This is a genomic window from Herbihabitans rhizosphaerae, from assembly GCF_004216555.1.
GTDB lineage: Bacteria > Actinomycetota > Actinomycetes > Mycobacteriales > Pseudonocardiaceae > Herbihabitans > Herbihabitans rhizosphaerae.
Genome location: NZ_SGWQ01000002.1, coordinates 501405 through 516820, shown reverse-complemented (window position 1 = coordinate 516820; position 15416 = coordinate 501405). Strand labels below are relative to the sequence as shown.

17 protein-coding genes and 1 pseudogene are annotated in these 15416 nt (G+C 70.8%); 5 read left to right on the top strand and 13 right to left on the bottom strand.

Features of this window, described 5'->3' with window-relative positions:
- The first annotated feature begins 6 nt into the window (after positions 1-6).
- Positions 7-912, top strand: coding sequence for a phosphatidylinositol-specific phospholipase C (locus EV193_RS08065; RefSeq protein WP_165401286.1), 906 nt, complete (start codon positions 7-9; stop codon positions 910-912).
- Here the strand turns inward: EV193_RS08065 and EV193_RS08060 are convergent.
- From EV193_RS08060 to EV193_RS08035, 6 genes are read right to left on the bottom strand one after another with little or no spacing between them, the layout of a single operon-like run.
- The gene (locus tag EV193_RS08060; protein ID WP_130343357.1) at positions 909-1697 is read right to left on the bottom strand and encodes a hypothetical protein; all 789 of its coding nucleotides are present in this window, start codon (positions 1695-1697) and stop codon (positions 909-911) included. The two genes, EV193_RS08065 and EV193_RS08060, sit on opposite strands and share 4 nt — an antisense overlap.
- A gap of 10 nt (positions 1698-1707) precedes the next feature.
- Complete coding sequence (locus tag EV193_RS08055; protein WP_130343356.1) at positions 1708-2535, bottom strand: SCO6745 family protein; 828 nt, start codon at positions 2533-2535, stop codon at positions 1708-1710.
- A gap of 55 nt (positions 2536-2590) precedes the next feature.
- Positions 2591-4840, bottom strand: a complete 2250-nt coding sequence (gene secD, locus EV193_RS08050; protein ID WP_130343355.1) for a protein translocase subunit SecD — start codon at positions 4838-4840, stop codon at positions 2591-2593.
- 51 nt (positions 4841-4891) lie between these two features.
- A complete protein-coding gene (locus EV193_RS08045; protein WP_130343354.1) occupies positions 4892-5287 on the bottom strand; it encodes a hypothetical protein in 396 nt (131 codons plus the stop codon).
- A gap of 35 nt (positions 5288-5322) precedes the next feature.
- On the bottom strand, positions 5323-5577 hold the full coding sequence (locus EV193_RS08040; protein ID WP_130343670.1) for an amphi-Trp domain-containing protein: 255 nt from the start codon (positions 5575-5577) through the stop codon (positions 5323-5325).
- A gap of 20 nt (positions 5578-5597) precedes the next feature.
- Positions 5598-5819: an EF-hand domain-containing protein gene (locus EV193_RS08035; RefSeq protein ID WP_165401285.1), complete on the bottom strand. Its 222-nt coding sequence runs from the start codon at positions 5817-5819 to the stop codon at positions 5598-5600.
- Positions 5820-5952: 133 nt separating this feature from the next.
- Here EV193_RS08035 and EV193_RS08030 point away from each other — a divergent pair, with 133 nt between their 5' ends.
- Positions 5953-7026 carry a right-handed parallel beta-helix repeat-containing protein gene (locus EV193_RS08030; RefSeq protein WP_242613214.1) on the top strand — a complete coding sequence of 358 codons (1074 nt, stop codon included), beginning with the start codon at positions 5953-5955 and terminating at the stop codon, positions 7024-7026.
- Positions 7027-7033: 7 nt separating this feature from the next.
- On the opposite strand, the gene EV193_RS08025 is transcribed toward EV193_RS08030, so the two are convergent.
- A complete protein-coding gene (locus EV193_RS08025) occupies positions 7034-7771 on the bottom strand; it encodes a lipoate--protein ligase family protein (protein WP_242613213.1) in 738 nt (245 codons plus the stop codon).
- Positions 7772-7980: 209 nt separating this feature from the next.
- Here EV193_RS08025 and EV193_RS08020 point away from each other — a divergent pair, with 209 nt between their 5' ends.
- Both EV193_RS08020 and EV193_RS08015 read left to right on the top strand, forming a co-directional pair.
- Positions 7981-8727, top strand: a complete 747-nt coding sequence (locus EV193_RS08020) for a VanZ family protein (RefSeq protein WP_165401284.1) — start codon at positions 7981-7983, stop codon at positions 8725-8727.
- Positions 8636-9586 (top strand): DUF3048 domain-containing protein, encoded by a 951-nt coding sequence (locus EV193_RS08015; RefSeq protein WP_242613212.1) that lies wholly within the window; start codon positions 8636-8638, stop codon positions 9584-9586. Before EV193_RS08020 ends, EV193_RS08015 begins: the two co-directional genes overlap by 92 nt.
- Positions 9587-9616: 30 nt before the next feature.
- Here EV193_RS08015 and EV193_RS08010 read toward each other — a convergent pair.
- Both EV193_RS08010 and EV193_RS08005 read right to left on the bottom strand, forming a co-directional pair.
- Positions 9617-9733 (bottom strand): annotated as a pseudogene (locus EV193_RS08010) (hypothetical protein); the annotation flags it as partial.
- A gap of 42 nt (positions 9734-9775) precedes the next feature.
- Positions 9776-10387, bottom strand: a complete 612-nt coding sequence (locus EV193_RS08005; protein WP_130343350.1) for a TetR/AcrR family transcriptional regulator — start codon at positions 10385-10387, stop codon at positions 9776-9778.
- A gap of 72 nt (positions 10388-10459) precedes the next feature.
- Between EV193_RS08005 and EV193_RS08000 the strand changes: the two genes are divergently transcribed.
- Positions 10460-11254: an MBL fold metallo-hydrolase gene (locus tag EV193_RS08000; RefSeq protein ID WP_130343349.1), complete on the top strand. Its 795-nt coding sequence runs from the start codon at positions 10460-10462 to the stop codon at positions 11252-11254.
- Here the strand turns inward: EV193_RS08000 and EV193_RS07995 are convergent.
- The 4 genes from EV193_RS07995 to EV193_RS07980 are packed head-to-tail and all read right to left on the bottom strand — an operon-like array spanning position 11209 to position 15416.
- Positions 11209-12570, bottom strand: a complete 1362-nt coding sequence (locus EV193_RS07995; protein WP_130343348.1) for an LLM class flavin-dependent oxidoreductase — start codon at positions 12568-12570, stop codon at positions 11209-11211. The genes EV193_RS08000 and EV193_RS07995 overlap by 46 nt on opposite strands.
- Positions 12563-13768: an ROK family transcriptional regulator gene (locus EV193_RS07990; RefSeq protein WP_242613211.1), complete on the bottom strand. Its 1206-nt coding sequence runs from the start codon at positions 13766-13768 to the stop codon at positions 12563-12565. The genes EV193_RS07995 and EV193_RS07990 overlap by 8 nt, the downstream gene beginning before the upstream one ends.
- The gene (locus EV193_RS07985; protein ID WP_130343347.1) at positions 13741-14598 is read right to left on the bottom strand and encodes an ABC transporter permease; all 858 of its coding nucleotides are present in this window, start codon (positions 14596-14598) and stop codon (positions 13741-13743) included. The genes EV193_RS07990 and EV193_RS07985 overlap by 28 nt, the downstream gene beginning before the upstream one ends.
- Entirely contained in the window at positions 14595-15416 is an 822-nt protein-coding gene (locus tag EV193_RS07980) for an ABC transporter ATP-binding protein (protein ID WP_130343346.1), read from the bottom strand. The genes EV193_RS07985 and EV193_RS07980 overlap by 4 nt, the downstream gene beginning before the upstream one ends.

The following is a 15416-nucleotide window of genomic DNA, read 5'->3' as shown; positions in this document are numbered from 1 at the left end:
GGCCGGATGGGGAACGGTGAGGCCCTCAGCAGGCGCGCGTTCGTGCGGTCGGCGGCGGCACTCGGGGTGGCCACGGCGGGGCTCGCGGCCGGGGCGATTCCCGCGCACGGCGCCGCCGTTCCCCAGGCGGCGGACTGGATGAGCGAGCTGGACCAGGCCATGCCACTGTCGCGGATCAGCCTGCCCGGCACGCACGGATCGGGCGCCCGGTACGGCGGAGCGCTCGTGATCAACCAGGACTTGACGATCACCGAACAACTCGCGGCCGGCGCCCGATTCCTGGACGTGCGCTGCCGAGCGATCGACGGCGTGTTCGCCATTCACCACGACCGCTTCTTCCAGGAAATCATGTTCGGCGACGTGCTCAACGACTGCCAGGCATTCCTCTCCGCACACTCCAGAGAAACCGTGCTGATGCGGGTCAAACAGGAGTACTCCACGGCCCCGGACACCGAGTTCGGCGCGATCTTCGCCGATTACCGGCGGCAGTGGCCGAACCTGTTCTACACCGAGTCGCGCATTCCACGACTCGCCGAATCGCAGGGCAAGGTCGTCGTGCTCGCCGACAACGGCGGTGTGCCCGGAATCAGGTGGAACAGTCCCCTGCTGGACATCTCCGACGACTACGACATCGGCACGATCTGGGAACAGGAATCCCGCAAATGGCCCGGGGTGCGGGCGCACTTCGAGAGCGCCCGCACCACCCCTCCGGCGGAGAAGGCGTACATCACGTTCACCTCCTCCTCCGGCTGGGCGCTGTGGCCGCGCGACGCCGACACGAACATCTGGCCCTGGGTCACCGACTACCTCAACGGCCTCGACGTCACGGCGAAGCCGATAATCGGTGTGGTGGCGATGGACTTCACCACCGCCGCCAAGGCCGAGCAGGTGTACCGGCTCAACTTCGGCTAGCTGTCGAAATCGACGTATACGGCGGTCGCGTCGTCGTGCCGTTTCCCTCTCGGGTACCGCACGCCATCCGGGTCCGCCGCCTCGTACCGCCGGATCTCGTCGATCACCGCCGAGCACCCGCGCTTCCCGAGCTGCTCGCACAGTCCAGACCAGTCGCCCGCACCGAACGCCTCGACCCACCTGGTCACCCCGTCGGTGAGCGCCGCCGCGCCGTGAACCTCGGACCTCGGCGTGCTCCCGGTGATCGCCCGAGCGACGACCGCCGGATCGGCCGCCGCGGTGAAGAAGCCGCCGTCGACATTGCGCAGCCCCTCGATCAGCTCGCGGTAGACGCGCCCATGAGCCGCTCGTACGTCGTCGCGCGCGAGCACGTCGGTCAGCGTGGTGTCCAGAATCGGGGTGACCGCAGGGCCGTCCAGCAGCACCGCGGCGTCGGACAACACGAGGTGCTCGACCAGATCGGCGTCCCAACGCAGCATCGCCACCGTGGCCTGCGGCGTCCGCGGATGCGCCAGATCGCAGGTGTCCCGATGAGCCGCGGCGGTCGTCTCGATCGCCCCGGCGAGACACTCGGCCAGATCGGATCGCGGCCCGGTACTGGCCCGCTCCACCGCCGACGCGCCGAGCCGCGCGACGAACCACGGCACGTCGTGCACGCAGCCGGTGACACCGTCCGGCGGCGGTGTGACTCCGTCCAGCACGACGACCACCTCACCGGCGACCGCGACGAAATCCTCGTTGGGCCGCCGAGGATCGCCCGGCACGGTGGCGATGTCGATCCGCACTGTGTCGACCTTACTGCGAACCCGCGGCCACCAGCGTCGCCGCGATGGGTTTCAGCTCACCGATCAGCTCGTCGAGTTCGGCGGCGGAGAGGGCGTCGTACGGCGGGGCGGCGAGCTCGTCGGTCAGGGCTTCGATGCGTTGCTTGGTCTCGCGGCCGGCGTCGGTGAACCGGCCCTCGATGCCGACGAGCCCACGTTCGCGCAAGCCGTCCATGACCGCGGCCAGCCGCTCCTTCGGCAGGTGATGGATGCGCCCGAACGACTCCGGCGGGTGGATGCCCATCTCCAGCGCGGACAACACGTGGGCCTCCGTGCCGCCGATGCGCGCTCCGACGAGAGCGGCGACGTGCCCGTCACCGCGGTGCTCGCGCAGCATGGTCGCGGAATGCCACAGCCGGGCGACCGGGTCGCTCGGCACCGGAAGGGTGCGCATCCCGGCGTACATCACCCGACCTGCCGTGGGCGCGCTCGTGGCGGCTTTGGTGGTCAGGTCGGCGGCGCGCACCAGGCCCGGGGAGTCGGCCAGCTCGTCGCCGAGGATCCGCCGGACGGAGGCCGCGCTGCCCCGCTCCCGCGCGGCGACGGACGCCTCGGGCGGGATCGTCTCCCACGCGCTCGGGATGTGCCGCGCGGCCTCCCCGTCGGCGAAGCTGTAGAAAGCCGCGTGCACGACCTGTGCCGGCACCCGCCCCAGCGGCGCCGCGCGGCTGGCGAAGTAGCCGTCCCAGTAGGTGCGGTGGCCGAGCGCGGCCATCTCCTCGTTGCACTCGTCGGCGAAGTAGGTGACCAGGCAGATCGGCTCCAGGAGCTCGAACATGCGACGGGCGATGGGCGTCATGGCCCACATCATGCCCGCGGCTCGGCGCCGTTCTCCGGGAAGTGGCACGGCGAGGTCAGACCACGGCGCCGCTGTCGGTGCGACTGGGTGTGCGGCGTTGTCGGGCCGGTCGCGCGGCTCCGGGGTGACGGCGGTCGAGCAGGATCGCCACCGGCCCGGCGGTCGCCACGGTGGACACCGTGCCGGTGACCAGACCGAGGAGCAGCGCCAGCGCGAAGTCGGCGAGTGATCCGTCGCCGAGCAGCAGCAGCGCGCCGAGTACGAACAACACGCCGATACCCGTATTCACCGTGCGCGGCAAGGTTTGCAGCACCGCCCGGCCGACGACCCGGGCGAACGGATCACCGCGCCGCCGCGCCCGCAGTTCGCGCACGCGATCAAAGACCACCACCGTGTCGTTGACCGAGTAGCCGATCACGGTCAGCAGCGCCGCCAGGAACACCCCGTCCATCGTCTTGCCCAGCCAGGCGAAGATCCCGAGGATGATCAGTACGTCCTGGGCCAGTGCCACGACCGTGGCCACACCGAGTCGCCAGTCGAACCGCACCGCGAGATAGATCAGCTGGGCCAGCACGGCAAGGCCGAGCGCGATCACCGCCTTGGTGCGCAGTTCCGCGCCGAGACTGGGGCCGATCTGCTCGTCCCGCACCTGCGACGCGTCGCCCGCCGCCGTGGCGACCGCGGCCCGAATCCGTTCCGCGGCCTGCTGATCCACTGGCTCGGTGCGCACCGAGACCGCGTTGGCACCCGAGTCCTGCACGACCGCGCGTGGGAATCCGGCGTCGGCCACCGCCGTGCGCACTTGATCGACATCCGCCGGCGCGGAGGTCGTGTACTCGAGCACCCGACCGCCGGTGAACTCGACGCCGAGACTCGGCCCGACGAGCACCAGTCCGGCCACCGCCGCGGCGACCGTGACACCGGCGGCGATCAGCCACCGGCGCGGCTGGGCAAGGAAGCCCGGATCCCGACGGTTGACCCACCGGCGAACGCCGCCTTCGTGGGTGAGGCCGGACAGTCGCGGCGCGCGATCCAGCCCGAGCCGCATCGCCACGCCCAGCAGCCAGCGCAGGAACACCAGCGAGGTGAACATGGACGCGAGTACGCCGATGGTGAGGGTGACGCCGAAACCGCGCACGGGCCCGGATGCCAGCAGGAACAGCAGTCCGGCGGCGAGCAGCGTGGTGACGTTGGAGTCGATGATCGCCGACAGCGCGCCGCGGAACCCGCGATCGACCGCGCGTGGCAGCGATCCGCCACGCCGTTCCTCTCTGGCCCGTTCGAACACCAGCACGGTCGCGTCCACCGCCATGCCGATCGCGAGCACGAAACCGGCCAGCCCTGGCAGCGTCAGCGTCGCACCGATCGCCAGCAGCGCGGCGTAGGAGACCAGCGCGTACGCCGCCAGCGCGATCAGCGCGACGAATCCGGCCAGCCAATACACGGCGACCAGGAACAACGCCGTCAGCGCGATTCCGATGATCGCGGCACGCGCGCTGTCCTCGATGGCCGCGGCGCCGAGGGTGGGGCCGACGGTGCGCTGCTCGATGGTTTCCACGGGCACCGGCAACGCACCGGCGTTGATCAGCAGAGCAAGATCGTTCGCCTCCGATTGGGAGAACTGGCCGGTGATCTGCGTGCTGCCGCCGGTGATCCCGACCTGACAGGCCACCTTCTGATCGACCTGCGGCGAGGAGATGACCTTGTCGTCCAACACGATCGCCACCCGCCGCGCCGGATCGCCCGGCGGCGCGCAGGCGGCCTGCCCGGTCAACTGCTGCCATCCGCGCCCGGCGTCACCGGTGAACTCGACATTCACCAGCGAGCCCGCACCCTGCGGATTGCCGTTCGCACTGGCCTTGTCGACACCTTCGCCGCTCAGCGCGGCCGGTCCGAGCCGCAACGGCCGGCCGGATTCATCGGGCAGCTCCCGACCGTCCGGCACCACGGGATGGAAGGCCAGCTGGGCGGTGCGGCCGATCACCTCCACGGCCTCTTTCGGATCCTGCACTCCGGGTAGTTCGACGATGATCCGGTTCTCGCCGGACCTGGCCAGCAGCGGCTCGGCGACGCCGAGCGCGTCGACCCGGCGGCGCAACACCTCCAGCGCGCGATCGGTCGCCTCCCCGTCGGCCTTGACGGTCGGCGAATCTCGGGTTTCCAGAACGATCTGAGTACCGCCACGCAGGTCCAAGCCCAGGCGTGGCGCGGTGGTCGACAACAGGTACACGGATGCGGCGAGGACGAACAGGGACAACAGGGCCCGGCCGATCAGTCCTCGCCGCGCGGCGGCAACGCGCGGCACGACAGCTCCTCGATGAGTTCCTCCGGCGCGGGCACACGCGTGCCCGCGGACTTACTGGTCCGTCAGCCGGACTGGAGGAGCTCGATCGCCCGCGGTCGGGCGTTGGGTCGCTCGAAACCGCGGTGTCACGCCGGTGTCCTGCACACCGAGGCGGAGCAGCGCCGCGTGCGGCGCGGTGTTCGGCAGCTCGCCGAACGGGGAAAGCTCGTCGGAACCGTGGACACCGCGCGTCGACGGTTCGGCGGCCAACCGGTCCACGCCGCGGACCGGTGCCACCACCGTGAGTGCCGAGCCGTCGACCGACAGGCCCGCATCCCGAGGTTCCGAAGAGGCGGCGGCCGTGGGGCTGGACAGGGAGAACGACGTTCCCAGCGCGGCCAAAAGGGCAGCGAGCAGCACCAGCACGGCCAGTCGACCTGGCCGCCATGCCGCTCTCGCCACCGTCATCGCCGTCCTCTCTTGTGCCTCACCCTACGTGCGAGCTAGACGATCTTGTCGCCGTCGGTGTCCGGCGACTCGTCGAGCGTCCACTTGAGCTGGAACTCGATCTCCTCCTCGTCGCTGCCGCGCTCGTGCTCGATGGAGAACTGGGCGCGGGCGGGCACGCGGATGCGCTCACCGGCGATCTGGATGCGGAATGAGGTCTCCGACTCGAGCGCGTCGGCGAGACGGCGGAGCTTCGCGACGACATCGGTCGTGGAGTAGATCTTCTCGACGTCGCGGGTGGACTCGGTCACGGCTTTCCTCTCGGTGGTCGTCACGCCTGCTCGGCGCGGGTCCAGGCGTCGGTGAACTCGGACAGCGAGATCTTGCCGTCCTTGTCGGTGTCGGCGTCGGCGAAGATCGAGCTGATCTCGTCGTCGGTGATCTCCTCGCCGCGGTCGGTCATCGCGGTGTGGAACTCGTCCTGCGTGATCTGCCCGTCGCGGTCGAGGTCGAGTTCCTCGAACGCGCTGGCGATGTCGTTGTTGGCGGACATGCGTCGCCTTCCTGTGTGAGTGCACGCGGGTGGCCGAGCATACGAGGGTTGATCAACGAGTCGGGAACCGTTCGGCGATCCGCCGCGTCTCGATTGCATCTGAAACGGTGCGATTTGCAATCGGGGAGGCGTTGTGATCAAGAAAGGTGCCGCGGTGATCGCCGTGGCGGTCGCACTGGGGTGTGCCGCGTGCTCGTCGGAGACCGCCGGCGGTGGCTCGCCGTTCGGGGTGGCGGCCGATCGCGCACCGGCTGCGGGCCTGCCGCCGGTTCCCACCCCGCCCGCGCCGGTCGGCCCGGCGACGAGGACCGTGCGCACCGCCGCCGAGCTGGCCGCGGCCGGTCGCGAGGCACGGCCCGGCGACGTGATCCAACTGGCCGACGGCGTGTACCCGGGCAAGTTCCAGCTCACCTCGGCCGGCACCGCGGACAAGCCGATCACCCTGCGCGGCGGGCGCGGCGCGGTGATCGACGGCGAGGGGATCAAGGAGGGCCGCACGGTCGAGCTGACCGCAAGCCACTGGCGGCTGGAGGGCTTCACCGTGCGCAACGGCCAGAAGGGGATCATGGGCATCGGTGTCACCGGGACCCAGGTCATCGGCCTGGAGGTGCACCAGATCGGCGACGAGGCCGTGCACTTCCAGCACGGCAGCACCGACAACGTCGTGCGCGACTCGTTCATCCACGACACCGGCAAGCGCCGCCCAGGCTTCGGCGAAGGCGTCTACTTCGGCTCGGCGAAGAGCAACTGGCCCGGCGGGCAACCCGACCGCAGCGATCGCAACAAGGCGTACAGCAACCGGATCGGCCCCAACGTGACCGGCGAGGGTGTCGACATCAAGGAGGGCACCACCGGCGGCGAGGTGCGCGGCAACACGTTCGACGGTGCCGGCCAGACCGGCGAGAACTCCGGCGAGAGCTGGATCAACGCCAAGGGCAACGACTACGTCATCGCGGAGAACACCGGCGCCGGCGCGCACCGCAGCGGGTTCAAGACCCGCACCGAGGCCGAGGGATTCGGCTGCGGCAACACGTTCCGCGCCAACTCCGGCTCGGTGGCGCCGTTCGCCAAGGACGACGGGTACGCCTTCGACATCACCAACAATCGCCAGTGCGGTGATCGGGAGAACGTGGTGTGCGACGACAATCGGGTCGGCCCCGGCGGCAAGGGCCTCAGCACGATCGAGCCGCGACCCTGCCGCCCGTAGCGGCTGGTCACCTCGACGAGCCGGCCGAGCGCTGTCCCACCTGACCGCGCGCACCGGTGCGGTGCCAGTCCGGGTTGTCGTAGCGGGTCTCGCGCAGCCGGCGCTGCCAGTCCGACTCCTCGTCCGTGGGCGGCCGGCGGCGATCCACCTCCAGCACCTCGGCGACGATCGCGTCCAGCTCCTCCGCCGACGGCCGCACGCCGTGGTCGGCCAGCGACGCGACCGGGCTGCGATGCGAGTCGAGCGGACGCTTGTCGGACGGCTGCGGCGTGAGGTACTCGCCCACGAGATCCGCGTCGGTGTCGATCAGCAAAGTGGAGTGCGCGAGCGCGCCGGTGCGGGTGCGGAACGCGGCGAACCCGCACAGCTTCGCACCGTCCACGAACAGCCCGCGATCACCGAGTACCGGGGTGAGCCCAAGCCGGGTGACCACCTGGGACATCAGCTTTCCCAAGTGTGCCAACGGTTCCGACGCGTCGGGCAGCACCGTGGTGACGTTCAGGTTGCCCGGATCGTGGAACACCGTGCCGCCGCCGCTGGCCCTGCGCAGCACCGGCACGCCGTCCCGCGCGCACGCCGACAGCTCCACCTCACGCTCGATCTTCTGGCCGCGGCCGATCACCACGCAGGCCGGGTTGCGCCACAGCCACACCAGCGGCCGCCTCGGCCCGGCACGCAGCAGCGCCTCGTCCAGCGCGAGGTTCGCCGCCGGCTCCGGCCAGCCGGCGATGATCTCGTCGAACACGAGAGTCCACAGTAGACGATCGAACATGTGACAACGGGGTTGCAACCGGTTGCCGACCGCGTTAACGGACGGTCGAACCGACGACTTGACACTGACTTTCGTCGGTTGGGCTCCCGCCGACCGACGGGTGCACACGTCCCCGTACCCACCCCTAGCGTGATGAAGCCGGATGATCAATCGGGAGGTCGCCGGGAATGTTCCGTCACGCCGTGGTCGATACGATTCTCGATCAACCAGGCGTGCTTCCCACGTTGATCGGCAGCTCGATCGCCCTCGGGCTCGTGGCGTGGTTCGCTGCCGGGACGTTCGGCTGGTCGCGCGGCGCGGCACTGCTCGCGGCGTTCGGGCTGGCGCTCGCGTTATCGGTGAGCCTCGGCCGGTTCGGCGTGAACCCGGACCACCCGCGCATCCAGGAAGCCGGCTGCCGCACGAATTCCTTTGCGCTACAAGGGGATGCGCAGAGACTCAATTTCGCGATGCTGGTGCCGTTCAGCTTCTTCGGCGCGCTCGCCACGCGGCGGTCCTGGCCGGTGCTGTCGGTCAGCGCGCTGCTCAGTCTCACGATCGAGATCACCCAGAACCTCACCGGTGTCGGCGTCTGCGAGACGCAGGACGTCCTGCACAACTCGGTCGGCGCGGTGCTCGGCGTGATGAACGCGCTGCTGCTGCGAACCATGCTCGACCTGCATCGCAAGGGCATGCGGTACGGCAAGCACGCGGCCGGGCCTGGCCGCGCACCGTTCCGGCCGTGGACCGTGCCCGCCAGAACCGTCGCAAATAGACTGTCCACTGTGGACGTGTTGCGGCCTGCCCCCATCTCGTCGTTGACTATGATCGACCAAGTCGTGACGACGGGTGGTGCCGATGGCAGAGCGACCGATGGAGTGGCTGCGCTGGGTCGCCGTAGTCGTGGCGGCCGCCGCCGTGGCGACCGTGCTGGTGCTCGTGCTGCGTGAGAAGGACGGTGGACCCGAGCCGGTGCCGTCGAGCGCGCCGAATCCGCCGAACGCGGGCGGCGCGCCGCTGGCCGTGAAGATCGACAACGTGGCGCCGGCCCGGCCGCAGACCGGTCTTGGCGCGGCCGACGTGCTCTACGTCGAGCCGGTCGAGGGCGGTCTGACCAGGCTGCTGGCGCTGTACGGGAGCACGGTGCCGCCGGTGGTGGGCCCGGTGCGCAGCGCCCGCCGCACCGATATCGACGTACTCGCCCAGTTCGGGCGCCCGACGTTCGCCTATTCGGGTGCCGCGCCGCAGTTGCTGCCGGCGCTGCACGGCGCATCCCTGGACAACGCCTCTCCGACCGAGGTCGCCGGCGCGTACACCAGGGACAGCCGCCGCCAGATGCCACACAATCTGCTCCTGCAGACCGGACGGCTGCCGGGCACCCGCTCGCCGTCCGAGGTGTTCGAGCGCGGCGCGGCACCGGCCGGCGGCGTGTCCGCGAACGGCCACAACGTCGACTTCCCGGCCGCCAAGTACGCGTTCACCTGGTCGCCCGGCGCCCGGCGCTGGCTCGTCTCGCTGGACAGATCTCCTGTGGTGTCAACGGATTCCGGGCCACTCGCGATGCCGACGGTGATCGTGCAGCAGGTGCGGATCGACGCCACCGAGCCGATCGAGGACGCGCACGGCACGGTCTCCCCGGTCGCGATCACCGTCGGCCAGGGCACGGCGACCGTGCTGCGCGACGGCCAGCGGTTCGCCGGCACGTGGTCGCGCCCCGACCCCGGCTCGCCGACCCGTTTCCGCACGGCCGCGGGCGCCCCGCTGCCGGTCGCCGACGGCCCGGTCATGGTCCTTCTGGTGCCGGCCTAGCGTCGGTGACCAGCAGGCTCTTGCCCGGCGTCACTGGAGCCGCTCCAGGATCGTGGCGTTGGACAGGCCGCCCGCCTCGCGCATGGTCTGCAGGCCGTACCGGGCGCCCCGTTCGCGCAGCGCGTGCACCAGCGTGGTCATCAGCCGCGCGCCGCTCGCGGCGCCGAGGTCGGGGCGGACGACGTGCGCTCAACCCGAAGCGCCGGCGCGAACCGCGGCGAGCATGAGCCGGCGGGCGCGCCGCGCCGCGCCCTGATCTCCCAGCAGCTGGATCTCCTGGTTGGCCGCCATGGACAGGCCCACCAGCGTGTGCACCGCGTCGTCCGGGTCGACCTCCTTCGGGATGTCGCCGGCCTTGCGGCCGGCCACGACCTGGTCGCGCAGGAACGACCGCCACCGGGTGACCGTCTCGACCAGTTGCTCGCGCAGCGGCCCCTCGTGCGCGTCCAGCTCGCAGGAAACCGCCGTGATGAAACAGCCATTCGGGAACGGGCAGTCCGCGAGGTAGGACGTCCACCGGTTGATCACCTTGCGCAGGCGCGGCAGCCCGGCCGGCTCGGCCATCGCGGGCATGATCACCGCCTCGGTGAACATCGCCGACGCGCGCGCCAGCACCGCACCCTGCAGATCGGACTTGCTGCCGAACGGGCCGATCACGCCCGCCTTACTCATCGCCAGCGCGTCGGCGAGCGATCCGATGCTCACGCCGCCGAGACCGTCGGACGAGGCCAGCGCGACCCCGGCGTCGACGATCCGCTCCTTGGTCAGCAGCGCGTCCTGGACTGATCGGCGTGGACTCATGCGGGTCATCGTATACCGAACGTTCGTGTGCTAACTTCGCGCGAACGATCGTTCGCTATTCGAGGAGGCGGCATGCGGGTACGGTGGCTCGGCTGGGCCGGTGTCGAACTGGAGGCGCGGGGACAGCACCTGGTGATCGACCTGCTCGGCGATCCGGACGGCGTGCTGGAGGGCACCGGGCTGTCCGCGCCGATGCCCACGGTTGTGCCGCCACGCGCCGAGGGCGAGGTGCTGGCCGGCCTGTGCACCCATCTGCACCGCGACCACACCGACGCCGGTGCGCTGGCGAAAGCGTTACGCCCCAACGGTTCCGTGCTCCACCCGGAGTCGTTCGGCGGTGACGAGCAGGAGAACCTGTGGACGCTCAAGGCCGACGGCGAGCTGGACGCGCTGCGCCTGCCCCGGCGTGAGATGGCCTACTGGGAGACCACCACGATCGGCCCGTTCACGATCGCCACCGTGCCCGCCGTCGACACACTCGGCGACCCGCAGGTCTCCTGGGCGGTCGAGGCGTACGGCAAGCGCGTGCTCCACCTCGGCGACAGCATGTTCCACGGCTACTGGTGGCGCGCCGCGCACCGATACGGCCCGTTCGACGCGGTGCTCACCCCGATCAACGGGCCGGTCGTGTGCTTCCCGCACCGCCAGCCGCCGAGCCCGTTCCCGGCGAGCCTGGACGCCGCACACGCCGCCGTCGCCGCACGGCTGCTCGACGCGAAGGTCGCCGTACCGATCCACTACGACGGCTTCCACATCGACGGGTTCTACGCGACCCAGCCGCACGAACTGGGCCGGTTCCTCGAAGCCGCCTCCTCGGAGACCTACGCCATCGCCGACCTGGCCGTCGGCGAGGAGATCACGCTCTGACCGGCGTACCGGCTCGCCGGCCTTGGCAGCCCGTAGTGCTCGCGCAGGGTCGCGCCCGTGTACTCGGTGCGGAACAGGTTTCGCTTGCGCAGCAACGGAACCACGTGGTCGACGAACTCCTCCAGCCCGGACGGCAGCAGTGGTGACATCACGTTGAAGCCGTCCGCCGCACCGGTGGTAAACCAGTGCTCGATGTGGTCGGCGATCTGCTCCGGCGTGCCGGCCAGGACCTGGTGACCGCGCCCGCCGCCGAGCCGCCCGAGCAGTTGCCGCAGTGTCAACCGCTCCCGCACAGCCAGATCGCGCACCAGCTCGAAGCGGCTCTTCGCGCCGTTGATCGCGGCCACCGGAGGCAGCTCGGGCAGCGGCTGATCCAGCGGGTGATCACTCAGATCCACGCCGATCATCTCGGTGAGCTGGCGCAGCGCCCGGGTCGGCACGATCAGCTCGTCCAACTCGCCGGCCAGCCGCCGCGCCTGCGCCTCCGTGCCGCCGAGCACGGGCACGACACCGGGCAGCACCTTCACCTGCTCGGCTGACCGTCCACTGTGGACGACGCGGCGCTTGAGATCCGCGTAGAACGCGATCGCCTCCTCGTGCGTCTGCTGCGCGGTGAACACCGCCTCGGCCCAGCGCGCGGCGAACGCCTTGCCGTCCTCGCTGGATCCGGCCTGCACCAGCAGCGGGCGCCCCTGCGGCGAGCGCACCGAGTTCAGCGGCCCGCGCACGGCGAAGAACCGGCCACGATGGTTGATCTCGTGCACCCGCGCGTCGTCGGCGTACACCCCGGACTCCTTGTCCACCAGCAGCGCGTCGTCCTCCCAGGAGTCCCACAGCGCGGTGGTCACGTCGAGGAACTCGTCGGCCCGCCGGTAGCGCTCGGCGTGCTCGGTGTTCACGTCCCGGTTGAAGTTCTGCGCCGCCCGGTCCCCCGCCGTGGTGACGATGTTCCACCCGGCCCGCCCGCGGCTGATGTGGTCCAGCGACGCGAACAGCCGCGCCAGGTTGTTCGGCTCGCTGAACCCGGTGGACGCGGTGGCGATCAGCCCGATGTGCTCGGTCACGGTGGCCAGCGCGGTCAGCAGCGTCAGCGGCTCGAACCGGCCGGCGAGGCTGTGCCGCACGTCGCCGAAGATCTGCACGCCGTCGGCCAGGAACACCGAGTCGAACGTCCCGCGCTCGGCGATCCGCGCCAGGTTCTGGAAGTGCGCGACGTCGTCCGCCGCCGTCGGGTCGGTACGCGGATGCCGCCAGGCCGCCTCGTGGTGGCCGACGCCCATGAGAAAGGCGTTCAGGTGCAGCGTGCCGTCAACCATGCGAGGCTCCTATCGGGAAAGTGTTGCGCCGCAACGAGAGTGGGTCGGTGTAGACGGCGTCGAGCTGGACCGCGCCCGCGGCGACGGCGAGCAGGTCGTCGGGGCCGAAGCTGGTCGGAACCACGTCCGCGGCCGGGTCCGCGCACACCCGCGACCGCGCGGCGACCTCCTCGCGCAGCGCGGTGACGCACTCCGGCACGTGCAGCACGCCCTGCTCGGTGACCACCAGCGTCTCCGGGTTGACGATGTCGAACAGCAGCGCGGCGGCCCGCCCGATGATCCGGGTGCGCTCCACGAACCACGCCCGAGCCGTGGCGTCTCCGGCCCGCGCGGCATCGATCAGGTCGACGAACGACGGCCGGGCGATCACGCCGGCGTCGTACGCGCGACGCGCCCACGCCCATTCGGCGACCGTCGCCTCCAGGCAGCCGCGGCCGCCGCACGCGCACCGCACGGCCGGATCGCCCACCGCCAGGTGCGCCACCTCCCCCGCCGCCGAGCGCGGCCCGCGATGGGTCACGCCGTCGGTGACGATCGCCGCGTCCACCACGTTGCCGACGAACAGGTGCACCACCGAGCCACGGCCGGCCGCCGCGCCGAACAGCCGCTCCGCCGCGGCGAGTGCCCGCGCGTGGCTGTCCACCATGACCGGCAGCCCGACCACCCCGGTCAGCAGCGAGCGCACCGGAACCCGTTGCCAGCCAAGCGAAGCGTGCTCGACGAGAACACCGTCGTCCGGGTCGACCCAGCCGCCCGCGGCCACGCCGAGCCCGAGCGGCACCTGCCCGGGTAACTCCTCGGCCTGTAACACGGTCAGGCGGTTCGCCGCCTCGGTGAGCACCCGCGCCGGATCGTCGCTCGGGTGCGGCAGCCGCCGCGTCGCGAGCACCCGGCCACGCAGGTCCAGCAGCGCGATCGTGCAGAAGTCGTGCGCCACATGGATGCCGGCGACCACGTGCCGCCGGGTGTCCACGTCCACCGGCACGTGCGGCCGCCCGACGCCGTTGCTCCGAACCGGACCGTCCACTTCGGACACCAGTCCGCGTTCGGCGAGCGCTCCGTACTGCCGGGTGACCGCCGCCGGGCTGAGACCCGTGAGCCGCGCGATCCGGCTGCGCGGCACCGGCCCGTACCGCAGCACCGCGCGCAGCATCACGGCGGCCGCCGACATCATCGGGCCCCGACGGGCACCCGCCACGAGGTGAACCGCCGCTCGAGTGCGACCAGCAGCTGGTTGAACACCACGCCGATCACCGAGATCGTGATGATCCCGGCGTACATCTGCGGGATCGCGAAGTTGAACTGCGAGGCGTTGATCAGGTAGCCGAGGCCGGCCTTCGCACCGACCATCTCGGCGGCGACCAGCACCAGAATCGACACCGCACCGGCGAGCCGGATTCCGGTGAACACCGTGGGCACCGACGCCGGCAGGATCACCTTGGTGAACAGCCGGGGGCCGGTCAGGTCCATCGACTTGGCCAGCCGCAGCAAAGTCGGGTCGACCGTGCGCACCGCGCTGATCGTGTTCAGCAGGATCGGCCAGGTGCACGCGTAGAGAATGATCGTGATCTTGGACGTCTCGCCGATGCCGAGCAGCAGCACGAACACCGGCAGCAGGGCCAGCGCCGCCGTGTTGCGGAACACCTCCAGCAGCGGTCCGAGCAGGTTCGCCACCGGCTTGTACCACCCGATCAGCAGGCCGAGCGGTACCGCGATCAGCACCGCGAGGCCGAATCCGGTCAGCGATCGGGTCAGGCTCGCCTCGGTGTTGGTGAGCAGTTGCCCGTCGGCGAGCAGCCCGAACCAGGCGTCCACGACGTCGGAGAACGGCGGCAGGAACGTGGCGTCCACGAGCCCGACCCGCGGCGCGATCTCCCACAGCGCGAGCAGCGCCGCGATCGCCACGAGCTTGGTGGACACGGTCAGCAGCACGCCGCCGATCCGCCGCAGCGGCGACGGGCCCGCCGGCTCGACCGTCCGCTGTGGACTGTCCACCTGGGACGGTTCGGTGACCAGTGTGGCGGTCATACCGGCACCACCTCCTTCTCCTGAAGTTGAGCCCGGGACACCTCGTCGCGCAGCAGCTCCCAGATCCGGTGGCGGTACTGGGCGAACGCGGGACTGGATCGCAGGTCGTCCCGCGCGGCGCGGTCCCCCAGGTCGATCGGCACGACCTGCTTGACCCGACCGGGCCGCGAGGTCAGCACGGCGACCCGCTGGCCGAGGTAGACCGCCTCGTCGATGGCATGCGTGATGAACACGATCGTCTTGCCGGTGCGCTGCCAGATCCGCAGCAGCTCGTCCTGCAGCGACTCGCGGGTCTGCGCGTCCAGTGCGGCGAACGGCTCGTCCATCAGCAGCACGTCCGGGTCGTAGGCGAGGCTGCGCGCGATCGCCACGCGCTGGCGCATGCCGCCGGACAACTGGTGCGGGTGCCGGCCCTCGAAACCGTTCAGCCCCACCAGTTCCAGGTACTCCCGCGCGCGCTCGGCCCGCTTCTGGCGCGGCACACCGGTCGCCTCGAGGCCCAGCTCGACGTTGCCCTGCGCGGTCCGCCACGGCAGCAGCGCGTACTGCTGGAACACGATTCCGCGATCCAGACCGGGCCCGCGCACGGGCACGCCGTCGAGCAGGATCTCCCCGTCGCTCGGCTCCCCCAGCCCGCCGAGCAGGTCCAGCAGGGTGGACTTGCCGCAGCCGCTCGGCCCGACGATCACCACGAGCTCGCCGCGCGCGATGTCCAGGTCGACGCCTTCCACGGCAGTGAACTCGGTGCGGCGCCTGGACTTCCGGTCCTTCACGGTGAACCGCTTGGTCACACCGCGGAAGCTGATGTGCGTGCTCAT